At 60.2% G+C, this 22,773-nt stretch carries 19 protein-coding genes, 1 tRNA gene and 1 riboswitch; of the genes, 13 read left to right on the plus strand and 7 right to left on the minus strand.

Annotated features, from left to right (window positions below; all coding sequences use genetic code 11):
• Window positions 1–74: 74 nt before the first annotated feature.
• Window positions 75–476 carry a VOC family protein gene (locus tag DDF78_RS08470; protein WP_152580132.1) on the plus strand — a complete coding sequence of 134 codons (402 nt, stop codon included), beginning with the start codon at window positions 75–77 and terminating at the stop codon, window positions 474–476.
• Between the two features lie 385 nt (window positions 477–861).
• Here DDF78_RS08470 and DDF78_RS12215 read toward each other — a convergent pair whose 3' ends face one another.
• Window positions 862–993, minus strand: a complete 132-nt coding sequence (locus DDF78_RS12215; protein ID WP_272869811.1) for a hypothetical protein — start codon at window positions 991–993, stop codon at window positions 862–864.
• 232 nt (window positions 994–1,225) lie between these two features.
• On the minus strand, window positions 1,226–2,368 hold the full coding sequence (locus DDF78_RS08475; protein ID WP_202613250.1) for an ROK family protein: 1,143 nt from the start codon (window positions 2,366–2,368) through the stop codon (window positions 1,226–1,228).
• Window positions 2,369–2,798: 430 nt separating this feature from the next.
• Between DDF78_RS08475 and DDF78_RS08485 the strand changes: the two genes are divergently transcribed.
• The 5 genes from DDF78_RS08485 to htpX all read left to right on the plus strand — a co-directional run bounded on the left by DDF78_RS08485 (window position 2,799) and on the right by htpX (window position 9,045).
• Window positions 2,799–3,320 (plus strand): DUF2269 family protein, encoded by a 522-nt coding sequence (locus tag DDF78_RS08485; RefSeq protein WP_152580133.1) that lies wholly within the window; start codon window positions 2,799–2,801, stop codon window positions 3,318–3,320.
• A 638-nt stretch (window positions 3,321–3,958) separates the two neighbouring features.
• Window positions 3,959–5,425, plus strand: a complete 1,467-nt coding sequence (locus tag DDF78_RS08490) for an FAD-dependent oxidoreductase (RefSeq protein WP_152580134.1) — start codon at window positions 3,959–3,961, stop codon at window positions 5,423–5,425.
• A 72-nt stretch (window positions 5,426–5,497) separates the two neighbouring features.
• Window positions 5,498–5,571, plus strand: a riboswitch (Fluoride riboswitch).
• Window positions 5,572–5,628: 57 nt separating this feature from the next.
• Entirely contained in the window at window positions 5,629–6,138 is a 510-nt protein-coding gene (locus tag DDF78_RS08495) for an inorganic diphosphatase (RefSeq protein WP_152580135.1), read from the plus strand.
• Window positions 6,139–6,313: 175 nt separating this feature from the next.
• Window positions 6,314–7,603, plus strand: a complete 1,290-nt coding sequence (gene eno / locus DDF78_RS08500; protein ID WP_152580136.1) for a phosphopyruvate hydratase — start codon at window positions 6,314–6,316, stop codon at window positions 7,601–7,603.
• 491 nt (window positions 7,604–8,094) lie between these two features.
• Window positions 8,095–9,045 (plus strand): zinc metalloprotease HtpX, encoded by a 951-nt coding sequence (htpX, locus tag DDF78_RS08505; protein WP_152580137.1) that lies wholly within the window; start codon window positions 8,095–8,097, stop codon window positions 9,043–9,045.
• Window positions 9,046–9,231: 186 nt separating this feature from the next.
• On the opposite strand, the gene DDF78_RS08510 is transcribed toward htpX, so the two are convergent.
• From DDF78_RS08510 to DDF78_RS08530, 5 genes are all read right to left on the minus strand, one after another.
• A complete protein-coding gene (locus tag DDF78_RS08510) occupies window positions 9,232–9,963 on the minus strand; it encodes a DUF3021 domain-containing protein (RefSeq protein WP_162000655.1) in 732 nt (243 codons plus the stop codon).
• A gap of 2 nt (window positions 9,964–9,965) precedes the next feature.
• Window positions 9,966–10,421 carry a LytTR family DNA-binding domain-containing protein gene (locus DDF78_RS08515; RefSeq protein ID WP_152580139.1) on the minus strand — a complete coding sequence of 152 codons (456 nt, stop codon included), beginning with the start codon at window positions 10,419–10,421 and terminating at the stop codon, window positions 9,966–9,968.
• Entirely contained in the window at window positions 10,384–11,385 is a 1,002-nt protein-coding gene (locus DDF78_RS08520; protein WP_162000656.1) for an ABC transporter permease, read from the minus strand. The genes DDF78_RS08515 and DDF78_RS08520 overlap by 38 nt, the downstream gene beginning before the upstream one ends.
• Window positions 11,382–12,455: an ABC transporter ATP-binding protein gene (locus tag DDF78_RS08525; RefSeq protein ID WP_162000657.1), complete on the minus strand. Its 1,074-nt coding sequence runs from the start codon at window positions 12,453–12,455 to the stop codon at window positions 11,382–11,384. Before DDF78_RS08525 ends, DDF78_RS08520 begins: the two co-directional genes overlap by 4 nt.
• Before the next feature lie 476 nt (window positions 12,456–12,931).
• Entirely contained in the window at window positions 12,932–13,795 is an 864-nt protein-coding gene (locus tag DDF78_RS08530) for a shikimate 5-dehydrogenase (protein ID WP_202613251.1), read from the minus strand.
• A 177-nt stretch (window positions 13,796–13,972) separates the two neighbouring features.
• Here DDF78_RS08530 and DDF78_RS08535 point away from each other — a divergent pair.
• From DDF78_RS08535 to DDF78_RS08565, 7 genes are all read left to right on the plus strand, one after another.
• A tRNA-Gly gene (locus tag DDF78_RS08535) sits at window positions 13,973–14,043 on the plus strand.
• A gap of 102 nt (window positions 14,044–14,145) precedes the next feature.
• Window positions 14,146–14,943: a YoaK family protein gene (locus DDF78_RS08540; protein ID WP_237564624.1), complete on the plus strand. Its 798-nt coding sequence runs from the start codon at window positions 14,146–14,148 to the stop codon at window positions 14,941–14,943.
• Between the two features lie 125 nt (window positions 14,944–15,068).
• Window positions 15,069–16,265, plus strand: a complete 1,197-nt coding sequence (mvk, locus tag DDF78_RS08545) for a mevalonate kinase (RefSeq protein ID WP_152580143.1) — start codon at window positions 15,069–15,071, stop codon at window positions 16,263–16,265.
• A gap of 183 nt (window positions 16,266–16,448) precedes the next feature.
• The gene (gene mvaD / locus DDF78_RS08550; RefSeq protein ID WP_202613252.1) at window positions 16,449–17,624 is read left to right on the plus strand and encodes a diphosphomevalonate decarboxylase; all 1,176 of its coding nucleotides are present in this window, start codon (window positions 16,449–16,451) and stop codon (window positions 17,622–17,624) included.
• A 233-nt stretch (window positions 17,625–17,857) separates the two neighbouring features.
• On the plus strand, window positions 17,858–20,242 hold the full coding sequence (fni, locus tag DDF78_RS11995; RefSeq protein ID WP_152580144.1) for a type 2 isopentenyl-diphosphate Delta-isomerase: 2,385 nt from the start codon (window positions 17,858–17,860) through the stop codon (window positions 20,240–20,242).
• 309 nt (window positions 20,243–20,551) lie between these two features.
• A complete protein-coding gene (locus DDF78_RS08560; protein ID WP_152580145.1) occupies window positions 20,552–21,187 on the plus strand; it encodes a DNA-3-methyladenine glycosylase in 636 nt (211 codons plus the stop codon).
• 491 nt (window positions 21,188–21,678) lie between these two features.
• Window positions 21,679–22,677: a LacI family DNA-binding transcriptional regulator gene (locus DDF78_RS08565; RefSeq protein WP_152580146.1), complete on the plus strand. Its 999-nt coding sequence runs from the start codon at window positions 21,679–21,681 to the stop codon at window positions 22,675–22,677.
• The last annotated feature ends 96 nt before the right edge of the window (window positions 22,678–22,773 follow it).

Raw genomic sequence — 22,773 nt, forward strand, 5'->3', positions numbered from 1 at the left:
GCAAATGCAATCCGCTGCAGACTCAATGATCTGATAATCCAATATCAAACATCATCAATCGAAGGAGTGTCATCATGGTTTTGCCGATGACTCGTTTTACGACCGATTTCCAGCATTCCGGCATGCCTGCCAAGGATCTGGACGAGACGATCAAGTTCTATACCGAAACACTTGGCTTCGAGCTGGCCGGATTGTTCCGCAATGGCGAGAACCGTTGCGCGTTCCTGCGCTACGGCCATCTGACCATCGAGACGTGGGAGGGCGATCCGGCACCGATGACCACCGGCGCCATCAGCCACTGGGCGTTCGACACCCCCGACATCGAGGCGGCGTTCAAGAACGCGCAGGAGCTGGGCCTGAATTTCAAGGACACCGAGATCCAGTCGATTCCGACGTTCTGGGAGAAGGGCATCCGCTACTTCAACATCTACGGCCCCAACGGCGAGACGATCGAGTTCTGCCAGATCGTCAAGTAAGTAGTCAAGTAGCCCAGTATCCAAGCGACCGGCCGGCAATCCTCGGATAGCCGAATCCTCAGATAGCCGCTTGAAACGTCACGACTCCCGCACTATTCCATATACGCAGCGGGAGCCGTGACGTCTCAGGCGTCCCAAACATCACAAAACCCGCAGTGCCCCGGCAATCATGCGGGAATAGTGACGGTCTGAGATAGCGCTGGATATATCGCTGTAGGCACAGCAGCGGCAGGAATACTTAAGAAAATATGAAAACTGAAAATACGAAAAGATAAAACAAATACATGGAAGGGGACGCCGTTGTCCGGCTTCTGCATCACGTGCCCGACTTCGGCACTTTATTGATACATCATTACTTCTTGTTCAATTATTGATTATATACTTTTCAGCGCGTTTCGATGGTCTCGATGGCGTTGACGACGGACTCGCTGTAGCCGGCCTGGGACAGGGCGCTCATGCCGCTGACTTCTAAGCCGCGCATCACCGCTGCTATGAGACTCTTTTTGCTCATCATCATGGATTCCTTTCGCTATCGCGCCAATTGGCGCTTCGGTCGGACTTTCCGGCTGGCGACACTCAATATAGCCGCCCACGATGACTTTTGAAAACCAAATTTATAAAAGATATGTTTCGCATCTTCAGCGGTTTCGGTGCAAGGCTCCCATACGGCTTTGGGCTACTGGCATCCGTTCGGGCCGACCCATGCCCTCTTTTCGGCTGAGAGATGTCCCGCCCCTGCCGTGGATGCGTTACAGTGCCCGCAGCCCGCAGATCGTGTCCACGTGGCCTTCAATGAAACGCAACGCGGCGCCGATGATATTTTGATTGGCTGCGCAACGGCTTTTCTTCAGCTTGAAATTGGTGGTGCCGAACGGCGTGCGGTCCAGCACGCGGCGTTGTATGCCCGTCATGTCGTCATCATCAAGGTATCGTGCGGTTTCGCCGCCGATGATGATGTCGCCTGCGATTACCGAGCGTGTATTGATGATCGTTTGGGCCACGTAATCCATCCATGTGTTCATCCGCCGGAGATGACCCGGTTCGCCCTGTCGTATCATTTTGAAAAAAAAGGGGATGCTTTCATGATCTTCAAGCAATGCCTCGGGCGAACAGTATGTGTCCATGCACCCATTCTGGCCGCAATAGCACCTGCGCCCGCCTGGCACCAGCAGCATGTGCTCGAGTGTGCCGTTGCACTGGTTCGGACCTTGGTACAGTTTGCCATTGACGATGACCGCTCCTCCTGGCCGACGTTCCAAATAAAGGCAGACGGCATCGCTGATCGTCGGGTCAAACCACAATTCGGCCATTGCCGACGCGTCGGAGTCATGGATCATGATGCATGGATAGTGCACGGATTGACTGATGATGTCCAAAGTAAGCCCCGTATTGCCCATGATCTCGCCAAAGATGATAGTGGTAGCGTCCGCAGACAGTATGCCTTGGATTGAGAAAGCGACGCCGAGAATAATGCTGCCGCCCTTTTCGATGCCGGACGCAAACCTATTGATTATGCCGCCGACCTGTTGATAGTACTTGCCGGTATCCCGGTAAAGGAGTGCATGGTTCTCTTGCGATATAATACCCCCGTACAGATCGACCGCGCATATCGTAAGCTCGGTCGAATGCATGGCCACGCCGATTGCAGCGCGATACTGCGGTACAAACTCGTAAGATCGCGCCTTGCGTCCGCCGGTGGACTCCTGCAATTCTCCTTGAGTGATCATGCCGTTCTGTTCCATGACGCGTAGATTCTGGGTGATTGTCGGCAGGCTGAGCCTTAGCTCGTCTCTTAGCATCTGCTTGGTGACATGGTTGCGGCGACGATACATGAATTCGGTCATGGCATTGCGGTTGTGTGTTTTAACTGCTGCCGATGGCATGGCCTTCATGATAATCTCCCTAAAGCGCTGGTAAGACTGCATTCTACAGTCTTTGCCTAAAAGAGTTGTTTTGCGACGCATTTTGATTGATGCGATAGCAGCCAAGACTCTTCTGCATCAAGTTTTCCGCCAGGGCGTGCAGCACTGGCTATGTGTGTTGCTGGACGTCCGCCTAGGCGCGGTCATGCAATAGCGCATATTCCGGGAGCGAAACGTTATCTCCAAAACAGTTTTCGGCGGCCGCGGTTTGCGCGATCTCGAAGTCAACTCGAGTCTCACCTAGGAACAGGTCAGCGACGTGGATTTGCGCGAAGAGAGACGATGCGCTTTGCGCCGTTGCCCCACTCAGCGTCGCACCGCGCAACATGAGCTGGGTCCGTGCTGAAACGGATATGTGGCTACCGATTTTCGATGCCGTCGCAAGCGTATAGTGGCAGGCATGAGTTGGATTATTGCGCTGCATGTCATCGGTTCCGTGTTCATCATCGGCCCGCTGGCCGTGCTGCCTATGACCGGGCTGCGCGCCATCCGCGAGGGCAGCTCGGCGCAGGCGCGCAGTCTGTCGCGCACGGTGATGGCGCTCGGCTGGCTGACTGCGTTGGTCAGTGCGTTCGGCGTGGTCGGCTTCTATGTGATGAATCCGGCATACCGCAGCAAGCTCGGCACGGCTTGGCTCGTATGGTCGGTTGTGCTGACGCTGATTGCCCTCGTGCTCACGCTCGCCGTCGTCGTGCCGCAGATGAACGCCGCCGCCAAGGCGATTGAAGGGCGCAAAGCTCCTACTGCTGCAACGTTCGGCTCGGACGCCTCGCGCCCAAGTGACTTGGGCAGCTCGGCTATCGCAGCCGACTCAGGCTTCGATTCGGCTGTAGTTCATCGCCAATACGTCGTCATCTCAGCTGTCTCAGGCATCGTCTCGCTGCTGTTCGTCGCAGTAGCCGTCCTCATGGTGATTCGATAGCGTATTTTTAGCGGATTTCCCGTTGAAAATTTCATTAGGCACATTTTGTGATTTTTGTCGGCATTCGCATCGCGATGCACGCGCTGGTGGACTTAACAAACGGTGGTATTCCGCCAAAACAGTGTGAGTTGGATGAGGCGTCTACTTTATGAAGGGCCTAATGAGCGAAAATCTGCCTAATGAATGACGATGGCTTGAATTGACCAAGGGAGCAACAGGGTGAACTGCCATGAATAGCCAATGCAGTGCCATAAACGCGCGATGGGGTTTCAAGTTGCGAGAATTTTCGTGCTTTTGCCTGCCAATGCGTTCATTAGGTAGTTTTTTCGTTCATTAGGCCCTTCGCAAAGTATAACCAGTGTGCGGTGTACAGAAGAATGGCGGAATATCAACGTTCTTCTGATAAGTCTGACTACCGTGAAAAGGGGTGGAGCACTAAAACCGTCTATGAAGGGCCTAATGAATGCAAAAGCGGGCGAATTTTGCTTCACTAAGGCGTGCATAAGACGCAATATGTGCAGAGATTGCGTGCCGACGTGTGGCGGAACGGTGGGTGATGCATGCGAAAGAAGTCGCTGACAGCGCTGACGGCAAAGAACCCCTGTCGTCGGCGCAGGGTTTGCGATAACCTAGAGCGCGTGACTGAGAATGTGAACGAGAATAACGAATTGCGCATCGCCGTCGTCGGTGCTGGCCCCGCCGGCGTCTACTCCTCCGACATCTTCCTGCGCCAGTTGAAAAAAACCGGCGAGGAACTCGGTCTGGGAGCCAAGGCGCGCATCGACCTATTCGAGAAGCTGCCGGTGCCTTTCGGCCTCGTGCGTTACGGGGTGGCTCCCGACCACCCGAGCATCAAATTCATTGCCGATGCGCTTGAGAAGACGCTCGACAACCCGGACATTCATCTGTATTGCGATGTTGAATTCGGCAAGGACATCACGCTCGACGACCTGTTGGCCCGCTATGACGCGGTGCTCTTCGCAACTGGAGCCGTCGCGGACAAGCCGCTGCTGATTCCGGGCGCCAATTTGCAGGGAGTGTTCGGAGCCGCGCGTTTCGTCGAGTGGTATGACGGCTACCCCACGGGCGCGCGCGAATGGCCGCTCGATGCCGAGCAGGTCGCGGTTATCGGCGGCGGCAATGTGGCGATGGATGTGGCCCGTGAGCTTATGCGCGATGCCGAGGATCTCAAGGCTCGCACCGACATCCCCGACAACGTGTACGAGGGCATCAAAGCCAACAGGGCCAAGGAGCTGCACCTGTTTGTGCGTCGCGGCGTGGCGCAGACGAAGTTTTCGGTGCAGGAGCTGCGCGAGATGGAGAAGCTGCCCGGCGTGCAGCTCGTCATCAACGAGGATGATTTCGACTTGGATGATGAAACCGTCGAGAGGGCAGGCGCGAACAAGCTGACCCGCCAGATGGTCGAGGAGCTGTTCTCGATTCGCGAGATGGCCGAGGATATGGAGGATGACGGCGGCGCTGATTTCGAAGGGAATCCGGCGAAACGCAAATACTATCTCCATTTCAACGCTGATCCGGTGGAGATCATCGGCGCTGATGGCAAGGTCGAGGCCATCCGCGTCGAGCGCACCGAAACCGGGGCCGATGGCACGATGCATCGCACCGGCGAGTTCGAGGACATCCCCGTGCAGGCCGTCTATCATGCGATTGGCTACAAGCCGGCCAGCGTGCCGGACGTCGCCTACGACGAGGCTCGCACGGTGCTGGCGAACGATGGCGGCCGGATTCTTGCTGCTGCATCAGGTGAGATTGGACTGTCGGAAGTGCTGCCGCGCCTGTACGCGACCGGCTGGGCGAAGCGCGGCCCGAGCGGCCTTATCGGCTCGACCAAGTCCGATGCGCTGCTCATCGTGACCAATATGCTCGACGATTTCTCGAAGGATGGCGCTGCCGGCCGCGTTGCGCCAGACCGCGACCCGGCGTCCGTCGACCAGCTGCTTGCCTCACGTGGGGTTGCGCCGATCGATTTCGCCGGATGGAAGCGCATCGACGCCTTCGAACGCTCCGAAGGCGCCAAGGAGGGCCGCGAGCACAAGAAGGTCGTGGAGCCCGAGGAGTTGCGGCGTCTGGCGCGTGGTGAGTAGCGCGCTGTACGCTCTGAAGCGGTGCGCTCCAAACTCCGCACTCTAAACTGTGCACTCCAAAAAAAGTGGTAGCATAAAGGCGGGTATGAGGTTCACCCTGGGCACACGGCCCGAACCGCCTTCGGGCTGATGACTTCTGCAGGGATGCAGAGTCATGTCATGTCCTCTCCTCCCTGGAATGATTCCCAAGGAGGGAGTGAGCAATGGCTGATACGTTCACCGTCACCATTGAAATTCCGCGCGGTTGCCGCAATAAATACGAAGTGGACCACGAAACCGGCAGGCTGCGCCTTGACCGGACGCTGTTCACATCGATGGGCTATCCGGCGGATTACGGCTTCATCGACGGCACGCTCGGGCAGGATGGCGACCCACTTGACGCCCTCGTGCTGCTGTCCGAATCGGTGTTCCCCGGCTGTGCGGTGGAATGCCGGCCGGTGGGCATGATGGTGATGACCGACGAGCACGGCCCGGACGCCAAGATCCTGTGCGTGCCTGCGGATGTGCGCTATGACGCGATTCAGGACATCGACGACATCGGTGACTTCACCAAGGCCGAAATCGTCCACTTCTTCGCGCAGTACAAGGTACTCGAACCGAACAAGCATGTCGATGGCGACATTCATTGGGAACCGCTGACCAAGGCGCTTGACGAGGTCGCGGCGTCGTTCGAACGCGCGAAGACGGCTGAGTCCGTGGCTGCGACTGCCTAGCTGGCCGCCTGAAACTAGCTGTCTAAAGTCGGCTGCCTAAAGCCTGCTGTTTGCAACACGCTATCTACAAAGCAAAATCGCAATCAGCGGGTTTCGCAATCATCCATATTCAATATTCACAACGTTTGTTGCACACACAACACGCGCAACAAACCACTACAAAGGAGTATCCATTATGAGCAACATCACCAATATTCACGCACGCGAGATCCTCGATTCGCGCGGCAATCCGACGCTCGAAGTCGAGCTGACCACGGCCGACGGGCAGTTCGGGCTTGGCTTCGTGCCTTCGGGCGCGTCCACCGGCGAGGCCGAGGCCTGGGAGCTGCGTGACGGCGACAAGCAGCGCTATGACGGCAAGGGCGTGCTTTCCGTCGTCGATAACGTCAACACGACTATCGCGGACGCGGTGCGCGGGCTGGATGCCGCCGATCAGCGCGGCCTCGACCGTGCGCTCATCGAGCTGGACGGCACGGACAACAAGAGCAAGCTGGGAGCGAACGCGATTCTGGGCGTCTCGCTCGCGGCGCTGCACGCCTCGGCGCAGTCGGCCGGGCTGCCGCTGTACCGCTACTTGGGCGGCACGAACGGCTTCACGCTGCCCGTCACCTGCATGAACGTGCTCAACGGCGGCGCGCACGCCGATTCGAACGTCGACATTCAGGAGTTCATGCTCGCGCCCATCGGCTTCGACACGTATCACGAGGCGCTGCGCGCGAACGTGGAGACCTATCACACGCTCAAGTCGATTCTCAAGGACCGCGGCCTGGGCACCGGGCTGGGTGACGAGGGTGGTTTCGCGCCGAATCTCAAGTCCAACGCCGAGGCGATGGATTTGCTGGTCGAGGCCATCGACAAGGCCGGCTACCGCCCGGGCGAGCAGATCGCGCTGTGCTTCGACGCGGCGGCGAGCGAGTTCTACGACAAGGAGAAGGGCGTCTATCGCTTCGACGGCGATGAGCGCACTGGCGCGGAGATGGCTGACTACTATGAGAGCCTGCTCGCCAAGTACCCGATCATCTCGATGGAGGATCCCTTCGAAGAGAACGCTTGGGGCGACTTCGCCGCGCTGACCGCGAAGATTGGTGACAAGATGCAGATCGTCGGCGACGACATCTTCGTGACCAATCCGAAGCGGCTGCAGCGCGCCATCGAAGAGAAGACCGCGAACTCGCTGCTGGTCAAGCTCAACCAGATCGGCACCGTGAGCGAGACGCTCGACGCGATGAATCTGGCCTATCGCAACGGTTTCACCACTATGGTGTCGCACCGCTCGGGCGAGACGCCGGACGCGACGATTGCCGATCTGACCGTCGGCATGAACGCCATGCAGCTCAAGTCGGGCGCTCCGGCGCGCGGCGAGCGCATCGCCAAGTACAACCAGCTTCTGCGCATCGAGGAGCGGCTGGGCGGCGACGCACAATACGCAGGCGCGAAGGCCTTCCCGCGCATAGCTGCTAAGTGAGGCTGACGTGGGTGATGCGGTCGATGGCATCGGTCGCTCGCTGATATGCGCGGCAGGCGTTTGGACCTTGAGGCTGCTGCCCCTCCCTCGGTCCAGGCGCCTGCCGTTTTTCATATGCATCTTCCACTAAGACGTTCCGCTCAAACGTCACAACGCCCGCAGTATCCGGCACCTAGTGCGGGCGTTGTGGCGTTTCCCTGCGTTTATACGTCACGATTCCCGCACTATATCGACCCTCATGCGGGGCTTGTGATGTTTCAGCGCCGTCAGACGTCACAACCCCCGCATAGGGCCCGTTATCATGCGGGGAATGTGACGATAACCGTTGCCTTTTATACGGTAAATCGACCCTAACGTGCAAAAAGCAACGTTTCCCAAGTCGGTTTCGTGACCTTGTGCACGTCAGGGTCGAGTTAGCGTACAGAATGCGACGCAGCAGCCTGCAGCGAACATTCAGCAAAAGTCCAGAGGGATTCTTTATTCTGCGGAGTATGACTGGGAATGTGAAGGTGCACGGGCATTTCAACGGACTGAAAACCACGCTGCTGTTCGCGCTGATGTGGGCCGTCATCATGCTGATTTGGTGGCTCACCGACGGCAGTCAAGGCACGCTCGGCATATACATTGTCATCGGCCTGGCGACGACCTTCGGCTCGTATTGGTTCTCCGACAAGCTGGCCATCGCCTCGATGCACGCGCGCGAGGTCTCCGAGCAGGAAGCGCCGGTGCTGTACCGCGTGGTCCGCGAGCTGTCCGCCAAGGCCGGCAAGCCCATGCCACGCATCACCATCGCCCCGACCATGAGCCCGAACGCTTTTGCCACCGGCCGCAACGAGCGCCATGCGGCGGTGTGCTGCACGCAGGGCATCCTGCAGATGCTCAACGAGCGCGAGCTGCGCGGCGTGCTCGGACACGAGCTCATGCACGTCTACAATCATGACATTCTCACCTCCGCCGTTGCGTCGGCGATGGCGACAGTCATCACCTATCTGGGGTATTCGCTCATGTACTTCGGCGGCGGGAACAGCCGAGACAATCGCAATGGCTCAGGCGGTGGCGGCCTCGGCGCGATCGGCATGCTTGTTAGCATGATTCTGGCCCCAATCGGCGCTTCGCTGATTCAGATGGCCATCTCCCGCACCCGCGAATTCGACGCTGACGAAGACGGCAGCCGACTGACCGGCGACCCCGAAGCCCTTGCTTCCGCGCTGAACAAGATCTCCACCGGGGCGCAGGCCGAGCCGATGCCGCAGACCGCCGGCACGCAAAGCGTTTCCGCTATGATGATCGCAAACCCCTTCTCCTCGCAGGGTTTCAGCCGCCTCTTCTCCACGCACCCGCCGACCGACGAGCGCATTTCGCGCCTGATACAGATGGCGCAGGAGATGCGCGAAAGCGGCGTCGAGGCCGGTGGCCCGGGCGGTCCGCAGGTGGGGTATTGAGGTGCGGCGCGCACTACTGCGATCCCCGTTGGCGTAGTGCGAGCGAAACGCACACTGTGCATGGTAGCTTTTTGATGCTGGAACGTTGAAATTTCGCCGATTAGCTTCTATAACGACACAACATGAAATGTGCGTTTTCTACGCACTATGTAAAGCCGGCCCGCCGTAGTGCGCATCGATTATCGGTTACTCATCCAAATCATCGCGCTGATTGCGATGCCGCAACGTTCTGTTCATGCGTTCGGTGAGCAGCCAGCCGTGCAGCACGACGCCCAGCCAGATCAGGATATAGATGCCGACGAATGACGCGGCGAATCCGGGGAAACGCTGCGGCGAAAGCATGACGTACCAGCGATTCGTGAGCAGCCAGCCGACCACGAGGGCGAAGGTGAGCGGGCAGTGGATGAGCAGAATCGCCCAATACGGGATCTGCAGTTTGAACAGCAACGTCAGCTCGCCGATCAGCGCGGACATGACGAACAGGGAAACCACGCTCAGCGGCGTGATGGGAATTGGCCGTTGATCGAGGATCTCGTCGAACAAAAAAACGAAGGAGCCGACTCCGATGCCAATCATGGCATTGATGATGAGCTCGCGCAGCACCGATGCCACGCGCGACGGCTCGCGCGATGACGACGACATCTGCTGTTCCGCTGCGACCGGCGTCAGACCGGAAAGCTGCGACAGGAGTTGCTCGCGGGACTGGATGGAGCCGGTCCCCGCTGCGGTACTTTCTGCCGCGTTGCGTTCGAGAGTGCCGGTCTCCGCCGTGTCAATTGCGCCCGTACCGATTCCTGCCATGTAATCCAGACTTGCTGATGTCCCTGATGTCTCGTCCATGCTCAACTCGTTCATGTCGTTGCCGTTCGCGTTCTCTGCCGCAGCGGCATTCGTATTCGCGTCAATATTCGCATCCATGCTCATGCCTCCAAAGCCTCGCGCAGCGCGGGCACGTACCTGCGGCTTACGGTTTCGCGGATATCGCCGGACAGCCGCGCGGTCATATTGCCCGAGTAGCTCGCTTCCAGCGATTCCAGATGGCGCAGGTTGATGACGGCCTGGCGCGATATCTGCACGAAATCGCGCGCGGGGAGCTTCGCCATGAGTTTGACGAGCCGATTTCGGGTGGTCAGCGTCTGCGATGTGGTGCGCACTAGCAAGTCCTCGCCGTGAACCGCGATGGTGACGATTGCTGATTTGCGCACGATTTCCAAGCGATTCGCGGTTTCGATGGGAATCGTGGCCGAGGCGGTCTGCCCTATAGCCTCCACGGAGCGCATAAGCGCGGAAACCGCGGGCGTGGGGCTGGCCGCCTCGACGATGACGTTCACCTCGCCATCAGCGAGCTCGGGATTCGCCCTGAAGATAATGCTCACCGCGCCCTCGCCTCTGATTCGTTGCGGACAATTGTCTTGTCCCCAATCGTACGAGGAGAACGGCCAATACGATAATCACGGTGATGCCGGCGAGCAGCGCGAGGTCCTGGGCGGGCGTGGTGAGCGAGCCGCCGATCTCGTATCCGATGCCCATATCCTTGCGGAAGTTCTGCGCGGCGGATGCCGGAACCGCGCTGAATGCGTCCGATATGGTGTCGCCCAGCAGCAGCCGGCGGAAGAGCGAGGCGGAGTATGCGCCCGGCCAGAGCTTCATGACATGCTGTGCGCCGGCGGGCACTGCGCCGAGCGGTACGTAGACGCCGCTGAGGAAGCCGGCCGCCGTGCCGATGACGGTGCCCAGACTCGAATTCGCGCGCTGTGTCGAGACCGACACGGTGAGGGCGAAGGCCAGCGCCGCGCCGAAAATCGCAGCAAGCGCTATCAATCCGAGCAGCTTCGCGTCGGTGGCCGCGTTGCGCCAGGGAAGCGTCACATGGTCGATCACGGTGAAATACGCTCCGGTGACGGCCAGCACGATGAGCTGCATGACGAAGCCGATGATTGCAGAGCTGGCGAGATAGGAGGCCTGTATCCGCCACGGCGAGCGGCAGGCGAGGCGGAAGTCGTCGGTCAGGCCGTTTTCGCGGTCGTAGACCATCTGGCTCATGCCAGTCAGGGGCGTAGTGATGGCGGTGATTGACAGGATGCCGCCTATCAGCCACGGGTCGAGCAGGTCGCTGACGGTGACGGGGGTTGCCGTGCTTGCTGCGGCTGAGCCGTGTGCGGCGGCCGCGCTGACGGCTGCGTTGCCGGCATTCATGGCGTTGGTCCAGTTGCCTTCCAAAGTCTGTTTGAGGAAGACGATATACAGCACGAAGGCGATAAGCGCGCCGAGCAGCGAGAACAGCATATTCGTGCGGTTGCGGGTGAAGAGCAGCAGGTTGCGTTTGGTGAGGGCGATCATGAGCGAGACTCCTTGGAAGTGGTGGCGGGTGTGGGGTTTGGGGTGGTGATTTGGTCGGCATCGACGGTGCCATTTTCGTTGTGGCCGGTGAGCGTAAGGAACACGTCGTTCATCGTGCCGCGCAGGCAGCGGAAATCGAGTATGTATGGTCGCATCGCTGTCAGTAGTCCGATGCATTCGTCGGCGCTGGACACGCTCAGATGCAGGTGATTGCCGTCGATTGTGGCAGTTGTGGTAGTTGCGGCGGCCTTTGTTGCTGTGTCTGGCTGGCTTGCCGCAGTCGAAGTCGCAGATGCAGACGCTCCGTCAGCATCATCGAATCGCTGCGCACGAGCCACATAATCCCGCGCAATCTGCTCGATTTCCTGCCGATGTTCCGGGCTGAAGGTGATGTCCAACGTGTACTGCGTGTAGCGCTGGATCAGCTCCCGCGCCGAGCCCTGCGCGTGGATGACACCGTGATCGATAAGGTAGACCTGCTGCGCGTAATTGGCCTCCTCAAGATAATGCGTGGTGAGCAGAATTGAGAGATTCTCGCGCTTGCGCAGCCCGTCGAGCATCGTCCAGAGCGTGCGCCGCGTCGCAATATCCAAGCCGGTCGTAGGCTCGTCGAGTATCAGCAGCTCGGGCTGATTGATGAGCGCGCGGGCGATGTCGATGCTGCGACGCTGCCCGCCCGAAAGTGAGCCATATTGCTGGCCCGCGAAGGATTCGGCGCCGACCAGCGCAATGACTTCGTTCACCCGGCCGCGCGGCGTTCCCGGATACAACCGTGCGCGTATCGAGAGATTCTCGCGTACCGTCAGCGTCGGGTCGAGCACGCTGCCTTGGAACACGACGCCGAGGCGCGGTGCGGGGGCGTTCGACTGAGACTGAGCGCCATATTCGATTTCGCCGCCATCGGGCTTGGCCAGCCCGGTCAGCATGCTGATCGTCGTGGACTTGCCGGCCCCGTTCGGCCCGATCACCGCTGTCAGCGCGCCCGGCTCGATATCCAGCGAAACATCGTGGACGGCCTCGTGCTTCCCATACCATTTGGACAGATTGCGTGCCCTCATCACCGTGCTCATCGCTTCCTCCCTCATACTGTTGCGTTGTTGCGCGAACATTTGCGTATCGCGTATCCGCGTGACGTTTTCTTTGACGGTTTCATTGTGCGATGCGCCGTCCGTCGCCGAAAGCTGAGAGCGCCAAGCGGTGCCAAGAGCGCGGTGAGTTGCGGCTGAGCGGCGGTGAATGCCACAAAGTGAGGTTGAGTTGCGGCTGGACCGTGGTGAGCGTTTGTTGCAACCGCCATGACGTATCCGAGTTGAGATATACAAGTTGGTTGGTAGCGATTTCGAGTGGCGGAATTCCGCGGTTGTGAAATACTATGCCTCGATATGCCCCGACTTGCATCCCGATTTACGCAAGAGTCACTGCAGCTGCACGAGCATAGAGATGCCGTGATCTTCCCGGTTGCAATAGGTGGCAGCGCTGCCACCTATTGCAACCGATACAGTCCTCATTGACGCATAATCAAGGCTCGCCGGCGCACTAATGCGCGTTAATGCGATGTTGCGAGCGTGTGCGTTGCCAGATACGCATCGGGGTCGGCTGAGAATTCCTCCGCCTGCTCGATTTGCTCCGCGCTGGGGCGCACTCCAGTGTACAGCTCGAATTGCGCGGTCGCCTGCCGTACCATCACCTGATCCCCCGTGATCACCGTTTTGCCAAGCGAGCGCGCGAGATTCACCAGCGGTGTAGTCGGCGGCAGGTAGACGACTTCGAACACGCAATCGGCGGTGCGCACAACACTTTCGTTATATGCCAGCGAATCAGCCTCCGACCCGCCTGCCATGCCGATCGGCGTGGCGTTGATGATCAGCGCCGGCCGACGGTCTCCTAGCTCGACATCGGACTCGACGCCGTACCGTGCGGCGAGCTTCGCACCGCGCTCCGGGTTGCGCGGCGACAGGACGACGCCATCCGTGTATCCAACTTCGATGAGCGCGGCAAGCACGGCCTTCGCCATCCCGCCGGCGCCGAGCAGCGCAAACGACTTTGTGGTCGGCACAGGGCAATCGCGAAGCAAATCGCGCACGGCTATGAAGTCGGTATTGTATCCGGTGAGCTTGCCATTGTCGTTGACGATCGTATTCACCGAATCGATCGCCTTCGCAGACGGGTCAAGCGCATCAAGAAACGGCATGCACGATTCTTTGTACGGCATGGACACGCTTGCGCCACGAATGCCCAGCGACCGAATACCGCCAATCGTGGCTCCAATATCGGACGAAGTAAACGATTTGTATAGGAAATTCAGTCCGAGTTCGGCATAGAGGAAATTGTGGAAGCGGTTTCCGTGATTACCGGGTCGCGCCGCCAGTGATATGCAAACGGCAGTATCACGATCGATAATGTTGACCATATTTGAGCTCTTTCGACTATGTATGTTGCATTCCCGCACCGCTCGGGACCATTACCTGCTTACGTTTGTATTGTATGTGCTCAAGTATAAGCAAAGCATGGCGCTCCTATTGAGAATTCGGAAGGCCGGAAAGACGACAGGGCATGTGTTACACTGGTCGCTTGTGCGCATGCACATGCGGATGTAGTTCATCGGTAGAATGGAAGCTTCCCAAGCTTCAGAGGCGGGTTCGACTCCCGTCATCCGCTCTTTTCGAATGATGCCAAGAATGGCGGAATAGCAATGGCGCGGCGGCTTCAGGCCTCCGAAATGCGACGCTCTGGCAACGGGGCGACAACAATGTGACAACAATGCATATTGGTCGCTCCGCGCTCGCTGGCGATGCCGGCGATATCGACCGTACTGACGCGAAACGTGTCGTGAAAACCGTGCATGGTATCGTGGCGCACCGTACATCCAGCATAGAAAGGCAGAGCGTGAACGAGCCGCAGCGCGATATTCCCGTATACGAGAGCCTCGCCTTTGCCGGGCTGCTCACCATGATCGCGGGCAGTATCGATGCCTACTCCTACCTGTTTCATGGCGGGGTGTTCTCCGGGCTGCAGACCGGCAACATAATTCTGCTGGGCATCAATCTTGGTCACGGCGATATCTCCGGATGCGCGCGCTATCTTATTTCGCTTGTCGCGTTCATGCTCGGCACCGTCATCGCGCACGGCGTGCAAAAGCATTTCGGACGCAAGCCGATTCGCGTGCCCGTTCCCCAGCTCATTCTCGGCTACGAATTCGTGCTGCTGCTGGTCGTCGCCCTCACCGATCAGCTGGTTCCCGACTTCATCTCCACCGCGATACTGTCCGCCGCTGGATCCGCCGAACTGCAGGAATTCCGACGGATGAAAGGCCGTCCGTTTGCGCCGCTGATGATGACGGGCACATTGCGCGCATTGACTGAGGGGCTATACGACGGCGTACATTACCATGACCGTGCTGGCCTGCGGCGGTCATTCGATGCCATCGTGGTGCTTGCCTGCTTTGCCTGCGGGGTCGTACTCGTCACGCTCACCCGATATATCGCCGGATCGCTGTCAATCGCCGTGCCCATGGTGCTGATCACGGCTGCGACGCTGATGCTCAGCGTGAGGCGATAGCGCGGGAACCCGACAGCAATCTCCGCACTATCTCTACGGGTCTGCACGACTGCGACAACAACGCTCCATTAGAATCCCTATATAGAGGACAGCGGGAGAGTAGGTCGGATTTGACAACAACATCTTTGCCTGCAACGCAGATGCAGGGCGAACGTGGCGGTGAGCCGCGGCGCGGATTCGGCGAGACCTGGGCCAAGGCCATCCTGATGGGCGAGCACTCCGTGGTCTACGGGTATCCTGCGGTGGCGGTGCCCATCCAGACGCTGAAAATGCGCGCCTGGGCTACGCCGGTTCGTGGGGGTTTCAGTGAGCTTTCAGATGAGATTTCCGGCGATGTTGCTGTTGAGGGCGTAGGCGCAGATGGGTTCACGCGCAGTAGCAATGATAACGGCAACGGCAATAGCGTCAGCAAGGGTAACGGCAAGGCCGGCCGCAGCGGACAGGGCAACCTCGATGGCAGGGACAATCGCAGGCAAGGCACCTTGCGCGCGCTGGGCTATTACGGTCCGCTCTCACAGGCACCCGCGCAATTTGGCGGGCTGGTTCGGGCGGTGCAAGTCGCCAGCGAATTCGCCGGATGCGCAGACCGCAGTTTCGACATCGTCACCCGTTCTGATTTTCCTGCTGGACGGGGATTAGGATCTTCTGCTGCGGCCTCGGGAGCCGTCATCCGCGCGGTGCTTGACGCCTGCGGTGCCACGGCGAGCGCCGAACAGTTGGCAGCGCTGACCAATGAGGCCGAAATTGTCACCCACGGCAATCCTTCCGGACTGGACACCGTCACCACCTCCGGCAGCCATCCGGTGCTGTTCACGCGCGGCGACATGCGGCGAGTGGATGTGCACCTGCCGGCATATCTGGTGATTGCGGATTCAGGGATTGCGGGAAGCACCAAGCAGGCCGTCGAGGGTGTGCATGGGCGGTATGAAAGCGATCGCAGCCGTGTTCGCGCGATTCTTGAAAGCCTAGGTGATTTGGCGCGGCAATCCGCCAACGATCTTGAGCAGGGCAGGCTGGATTCGCTGGGCCGGTGCATGGATGAGGCCCACGGTCTGCTTGACACGCTGCGCGTGAGCCACCCAGTGGTCAACGCCTTGGTGCACACGGCGCGGGCGAGCGGCGCGTTGGGTGCCAAGATGACCGGCGGCGGTCTCGGCGGATGCATCATCGCTTTGGCTCCCGATGATCGTTCGGCGGAGCACGTGCGCCGGGCGCTACTCGCAGCCGGGGCGCCGGCCGTGTGGGTGCATCCGCTCAATCAGCTCGATGTCGAAGTCGCGCAGCATGCCAGCCGGGAGTTCGACACCTCGATCAGCGGCTGATTGGGGCGGTATAGGTTGTGCGCGATGCTGAAGGTTGCTGCATGCAGGGTGCCGACTGACGCTGCGTGGTGCGCGGATTTGTTTCGTTTCCGGGCGGGCGGGCAGCCGGGTGGCGGGCGGCGGGAATATATATTAGGAATGGCAATATATACGTAAGGTCTCATAACGGCGTAAGGGGGAACGATGGGCGAGCGGGAAGCTTTACGGCGTGGCGAGGCTATGGACGGCATAGAGGCTAAAGGGCCGGCACGAGCGATTGGGCGTAATGCCAGCAATTCGGCGACGGCCTGCGCGCATGCGAATATCGCGCTGATCAAGTACTGGGGCAAGGCCGATGAGGGGCTTGTCATCCCCACTACGTCCAGCCTGTCGCTGACTCTTGACGGTCTGAGCACGCAGACCACGGTGGAGTTTCTGGACGGTGACGAGACGTTGGCTGGTGGCGATGGAGCGCGAGCCGATGGCGATGAGGTGCGAGCTGATGCTGCCGGTTCCGATGGCTCAGCTACTAAGTCGGACGCTACTCCCGACACCATCTCTGACACTGTTCCCGACACGCTGACTATCGACGGAGTCCTGCAGCATGGCACCTCGCTGGCTCGCGTCTCGCGCTTCCTTGACCTGATTCGCGAGCGTGCGGGAATAGCTGCGCCTGCCCGCGTAACATCGCGCAACACCGTGCCTTTCGGCGCAGGGCTGGCCAGCTCGGCCTCGGCCTTCGCTGCGCTCGCCGCCGCAGCATCACGCGCTGCCGGACTTGAGCTGTCGGGTCGTGAACTTTCGAGGCTTGCCCGGCGCGGCTCAGGGTCGGCCTGCCGTTCGATTTACGGCGGACTGGTCAAGTGGAATGCTGGCCACGACGACGCCACGTCATACGCGCAGCCGGTGGAATGCCCTATGGATCTGGCGATTATCGTCATCCTGATCTCCGCGAAGGAGAAGCCGATGTCGAGCAGGGAGGCCATGCGTCTGACGATGCGCACTTCGCCGCTGTACCCGGCCTGGGTGCGTGCCAGCGCCGACGATATGACCCGCGCGCTCGCGGCAGTGGCGGCAAGCAATTTGGATGCGCTCGGCGAGGTAGTCGAGGCGAATGCGCTGGGCATGCACGCCTCGATGATGGCCGCGCGCCCGGCGGTGATCTACTGGCTTCCGCAGACCATAACCGCACTGTCCGCAGTGCGCGACCTGCGCAAGCACGGCTACAGCGCGTGGTCCACGATGGACGCGGGCGCGAATGTCAAGGTGCTGACCGCTGCCGCCGACGCCGAGCAAGTCGCTAGCGAGCTGCGCGACCGTCTTCCCGGCCAGACGATTGAGATTCACCATATCGGTTCTGGTGTGCGCGTGGTTGAGTGAGCGGAAGGGTGGGCGGTGCGGTGCGTCTGCGACCGTACGGATCGAATCGTCTGAGCGGGCTGATTGATTGTGTCAATCGGTTACTTATTCGATTGTTCCTAGTATTGGTATTGCGCAACGCGGCACTCGCTTTGCAGACATCATGAAAGTTCGTGCAGTTGCCGGCATTCGGGGCATGTGTGCCCCTAGCATGGAACGGTACGAGACAGGTGCCGGACACGAATGGGGCAGGGATGGCTGAGCGGGAACAACATCGCATGATCGCCGAGGCGCAGGCGCCGGGAAAGCTGTATATCGCCGGCGAATACGCAGTTGTCGAGCATGGGCATCCGGCCATTCTGGTCGCGGTGAATCGCATGCTTACCGTGCGGGTTACGGGGCATGAGGAAAATCCGGGTGAGGGTGCGCTGAGTGGGGATGTGCTGAGTGAAGATGCACTGAGGAATACGCCGAACGAGTCGGTCGCTGCGGCATCGTTACCGCTTGATTCGCGTGCCACCGGGAGCATCCGCTCGCAGGGCCACGACGAAGCCGCAACGACGTGGCATCGGGATACCCACGGGCGGTGTGTGCCGGACGAGGAGCGTCCGGGGGCGGCGTATCTTATCGCTGCGATTCAGTGCGTCGAAGAGCTTGCGCATGCTGCTGGCGTTGGGCTTCATGTTTTCGATATCGATGTGACCAGCGATTTGGACGACGTTTCCGGACGCAAATACGGCCTCGGCTCCTCTGCTGCGGTCACTGTGGCGGCGATGCGGGCGCTGCTTCGTTTCTATGGTCTTGAGTCTGCGTTTGAGCCGCTAGAGCAATACAAGCTGGCGTTTGCCATCGCCTGCCGCGCGGGTAACGTCGGCTCAGGCGGCGATTTGGCTGCGAGCTTGTTCGGCGGTTGCATCCGCTTCTGCTCGCCTGACCGCGACTGGGTTGGGCAGCGTCTGGATGACACCGCACTGCCTGAGCTTATTCGCATGCCGTGGCCCGATTTGAGCGTGACGCGGCTGCCAGTGTTTGGCAGTGGTTCCGTGGCGGTTTCGCCTGCCACGCTCCGACTCTTGGTCGGGTGGACCGGCAAGCCGGCCTCCACCGCCGACTTGGTCACCAACGTGCAGCATCACAGCACTGACGAGCGGGAGCGGCGCTATCGCGAATTCTTGGAGCACAGCGATCGCTGCGTCGATGCGCTGTGCGAAGCGCTCGCGCAGTCGGATATGGCTGCTGTCCGCGAGCATATCGCTCGGGCTCGCGAACTGCTGCGCGGGCTGTCATCGCTGACCGGCACGCTGATCGAAACCTCTCGGCTCACAGCGCTGGTCGAGACGGCCATCGCCCACGGTGCTGCGGCGAAAAGCTCGGGTGCAGGCGGCGGGGACTGCGGCATTGCGATTATTGGTGTTGAGAGCGATATGGCGGCTGCTGACGGATCGGACGCAGAATCTGCCGAGTCTGCAGTTTCCGCAATCTTCCAGGATTGGCGCTCGGCAGGCATCGAACCGCTCGATTTGACGGTGTGCAAGCCGCTAGCCGAGGCTCCGCAATGGCAAACCAAGCGTTCGAGTCGCAAAGACGACCATGTGCGATTGGCCTTGCAGCAGCATGAGCAGGAGCCAGCCAACGCTTTCGATGACGTACGTTTCATCCATCACGCCCTGTGTGGGGTATCGGTTTCGCAAGTCGATATGTCGACGACGGTGTGCGGCTCGCGCTGGGAGCTGCCGTTCTATATCAATGCGATGACCGGCGGCTCGCAGCGCACGGGCAGCATCAATGCGTCTCTTGCGCGCGCCGCGCAGTCCACAGGCATCGCCATCGCCTCCGGTTCGCAACATGCGGCGCTGCGCGACCCGGAGCTCGCCGCGACCTTCACCGCCATCCGCGAGCAGTCGCAAGGCTTCGTCTTCGCGAACGTCGGATCAACCGTCACCCCGCAGCAGGCCGTGCAGGCCGTTACGATGCTCAACGCGAATGCCTTGCAGATCCACGTCAATCTCGCTCAGGAAATCGTTATGCCTGAAGGTAACCGCGACTTCTCCGGCTGGCCGCAGCGCATCCGCGAGATCATCGCGGCCTCGCCCGTGCCCGTGGTCGTCAAGGAGGTGGGCTTCGGCATGAGCCGGCGCAGCGTCGAGCAGCTCGCCGCACTCGGCGCTCGAACCGTCGACGTCAGCGGGCGCGGCGGCACTGATTTCGCGGCCATTGAGAATAGTCGGCGCTCAGCGCGCGAGTACGGGTATCTCGACGGATGGGGCCAGTCCACGGTGCTGTGCCTGTTGGATTGCTGCGGCTTTGACGCTTCTGGCGAAGACTCTCTCGGCTCTGTTGACATCCTGGCCTCGGGCGGCGTGCGCAATCCGCTCGATGTGGTCAAGGCGCTCGCCTTGGGAGCGAAGGCCGTGGGCGTGTCCGGCCACTTCCTGCGCGTGTTTGAGGATCGCGGCGAATCCGGCCTAGTTGACGAGATCAACGCTTGGGCCGAGCAGCTGCGCTCGCTGATGGCCCTGCTCGGCGCCACGACCGTCGCCGATCTGCAGCATACCGACCTGCTGCTTGGCGGCATGACTCTTGAGCAGACGACATTGCTGGGCGTCGACGCTGCAGCGCTGGCGCATCGCTCGGCGTGATTCTGGGGAATCTGCCGACGCGCGGATCAGCTAGGCCGTTGCTGGTTGTTGGTTGCTGGCTGCTGCTCCTCAGCCCTTTGTCTTCGTGTGACTCCACTCTCGCAGCCGACGTTGCAAAACCCGCACTAACGTGAAGATGCTGCGGGAGTTGTGACGTTTCCGCACGATTATTCGTCACAAACCCCGCACCGACCTCGTAATAATGCGGGAAATGTGACGTTTGAGAATGGGGGTGTAGGTGAGTGCCGTATGCCTCAGATCGCAAACGCACGCTAGTGGTTATCCACGCGAAGTACTTGAATGGCAGGCATGTTCCCGCAATTTCTTGCTCAGGACGCCGATAGCGTCGCTCGCGCCCTGCTCGGCTGCCATATCGTGCGAATTCTTGACGATGAGCCCGTTGATGAGCCTGTTGGCGCGCATGATGCCGGGCGCGTCTCCGGGCGCGCCGATAAGCATACACCCGAACGTATCGTCGTGCGCATCGTGGAAACCGAGGCCTACGACCAGCTTGACCCGGCCAGCCACACCTTCCATGGCAAAAGCGAACGCAACCGGGCGATGTTCGGCCCGGCGGGCCACGCCTACATCTACTTCACCTACGGCATGCACTACTGCCTCAACGTCACGGCCGCGACCGAAGGTTTTGGGGCCGGCGCACTGATTCGTGCGGTCGAACCCGTTGAGGGCATGGAGATCATCGAACGCCGACGCGGGCGCAAGGGTGCCGATTGCGTCAACGGCCCGGCGAAGCTGTGCAAGGCCCTCGACATCGATAAGACGCTGTATGGCCACGACCTGCGCCTGCCTCCACTGAGTTTGGAACAGGCCGAACTGCGTCCCGGAGAGCGCATCGAAGTCACTCCGCGCATCGGCATATCGAAGGCGGCCGAGCGCCAGCGTCGCTTCGTCATCGCGGGGAACCCATACCTGTCGCGGCGGTAGGAGTGGCCGCTGAAACCGTGTCTGTTCTCATTCATATGGCTATGGCTGCTACAGCGACCGCGGAGAGGGAATCTCAACGGTCTCATGGCACCGATCGGCAGTGCATGCTGCTGGCGCGCGAAGGCATCTAGCGAGGGGTGCGCAGGCGCGACACGCACGGCAGCCAGGTTGATACGCGATGCTGTCTGAGATACAATTGCGGCAACGTTACCGCAAGGAAAGACTTGACGAAGAATCTTTTGTGCGGAAACGTTACTGCATATGAAACAACGTCGTTGCACAGCGCAGGCAAAGGCGATGCTTCACCAACAACACGGGATCACATGAGGTCGCACAGACGACACAGATCCCCACTCCGGGCAACGAGGCCAGGTGCGCTACCGGTCTCTGCCTCGAATAAGTACATAGATAACGATTCACGCTGGCTGACGCTGGTTCGCGCCGATTGCGGTGGGCTCCGGTGATGCTAGGTTCTTAGGAAAGGAGGTGTGATGGTATACGTCACGATTCGCGATGTCGCGCGACGCGCAGGAATCTCCGTTTCGACGGTTTCCCGCGCGCTGAACGAGACCGGCAGGATTTCGCCCCAGACCAAAGCCGCTGTGGAGCGCGCGGTCGAGGAGCTGCATTACATACCCGACTCGCGCGCCAAAGCGATGCGCTCGCTGAGCACGCAGACGGTCGGTCTGCTGGTCCCGGACATCCGCAACGGCTACTTCGCCGATTTGGCGTATGCGATTCAAGACACCTTATTCAATGCAGGCTATTGCACATTCATAGGTACCTCGTCGGAAAGCGCTACGCGGCAGGACGCGTTCATCACCAGCATCCTGTCGCAGCGCATAGATGGCGCCATCATCGTGCCGCAGGGCGAGCAGTCCGATGCCCTGCGACTGCTGCTGGGCACGAAGCTGCCGGTGGTGTTCGTAGACCGCCAGGCCAAAGGGCTGGGCGGCGTGCCGGTCGTCGATTCGAATCCCGAACCGGGGCTTGCGGCGGCATTGCATGACATTCAGCGCCGAGGCTTCGCCAGGGTCGGATATGTCTCCGGACCGGTGCTCGACTCGCCGTCGCTGCAGGAACGCGAATCCGTATTCCGCGTGATTGCCGCAGGCATTTTCGGCGAAGAGAACGTTTTCGTCGAATCGACGAGCTTCGAGCGAGCCTCCTGCGAATCCGTCCTCAGGCGGATGCACGGCTCCGGTGTGGACGCGCTGATTTTCGGATACTCGCCGGATGCGGTGAGTGCCGTGTCGCTGCTCGCCGATTCGGCGGTGCGGATCGGCCGGGACATATCGATCGTCTCTTTTGACGATTTGGAATTGTTCCGACTCACCAGCCCGCAGATTTCGGTGATTTCGCAGCAAGTGCAGGAGATCGGGCAGCGAGGGGCGCAGTTGTTCCTCGATATGCTCGCCGGCGAGACGCAGGCTGCATCGCAGCGTGTGGACACGGTGTATGTGCCGCGCGCCTCGGTGGGCAAGGCATAGCGCCAAACCCGCTAGGGCCGAGCCGAGCCGAGCCAACCCAACGCGCCTATGAAGCCAGTGCAGCCTATGCGCCAAGCGTCCGTAAGCCTGTACCTA

This window comes from Bifidobacterium tibiigranuli, from assembly GCF_009371885.1.
In the GTDB taxonomy this organism is placed as follows: domain Bacteria; phylum Actinomycetota; class Actinomycetes; order Actinomycetales; family Bifidobacteriaceae; genus Bifidobacterium; species Bifidobacterium tibiigranuli.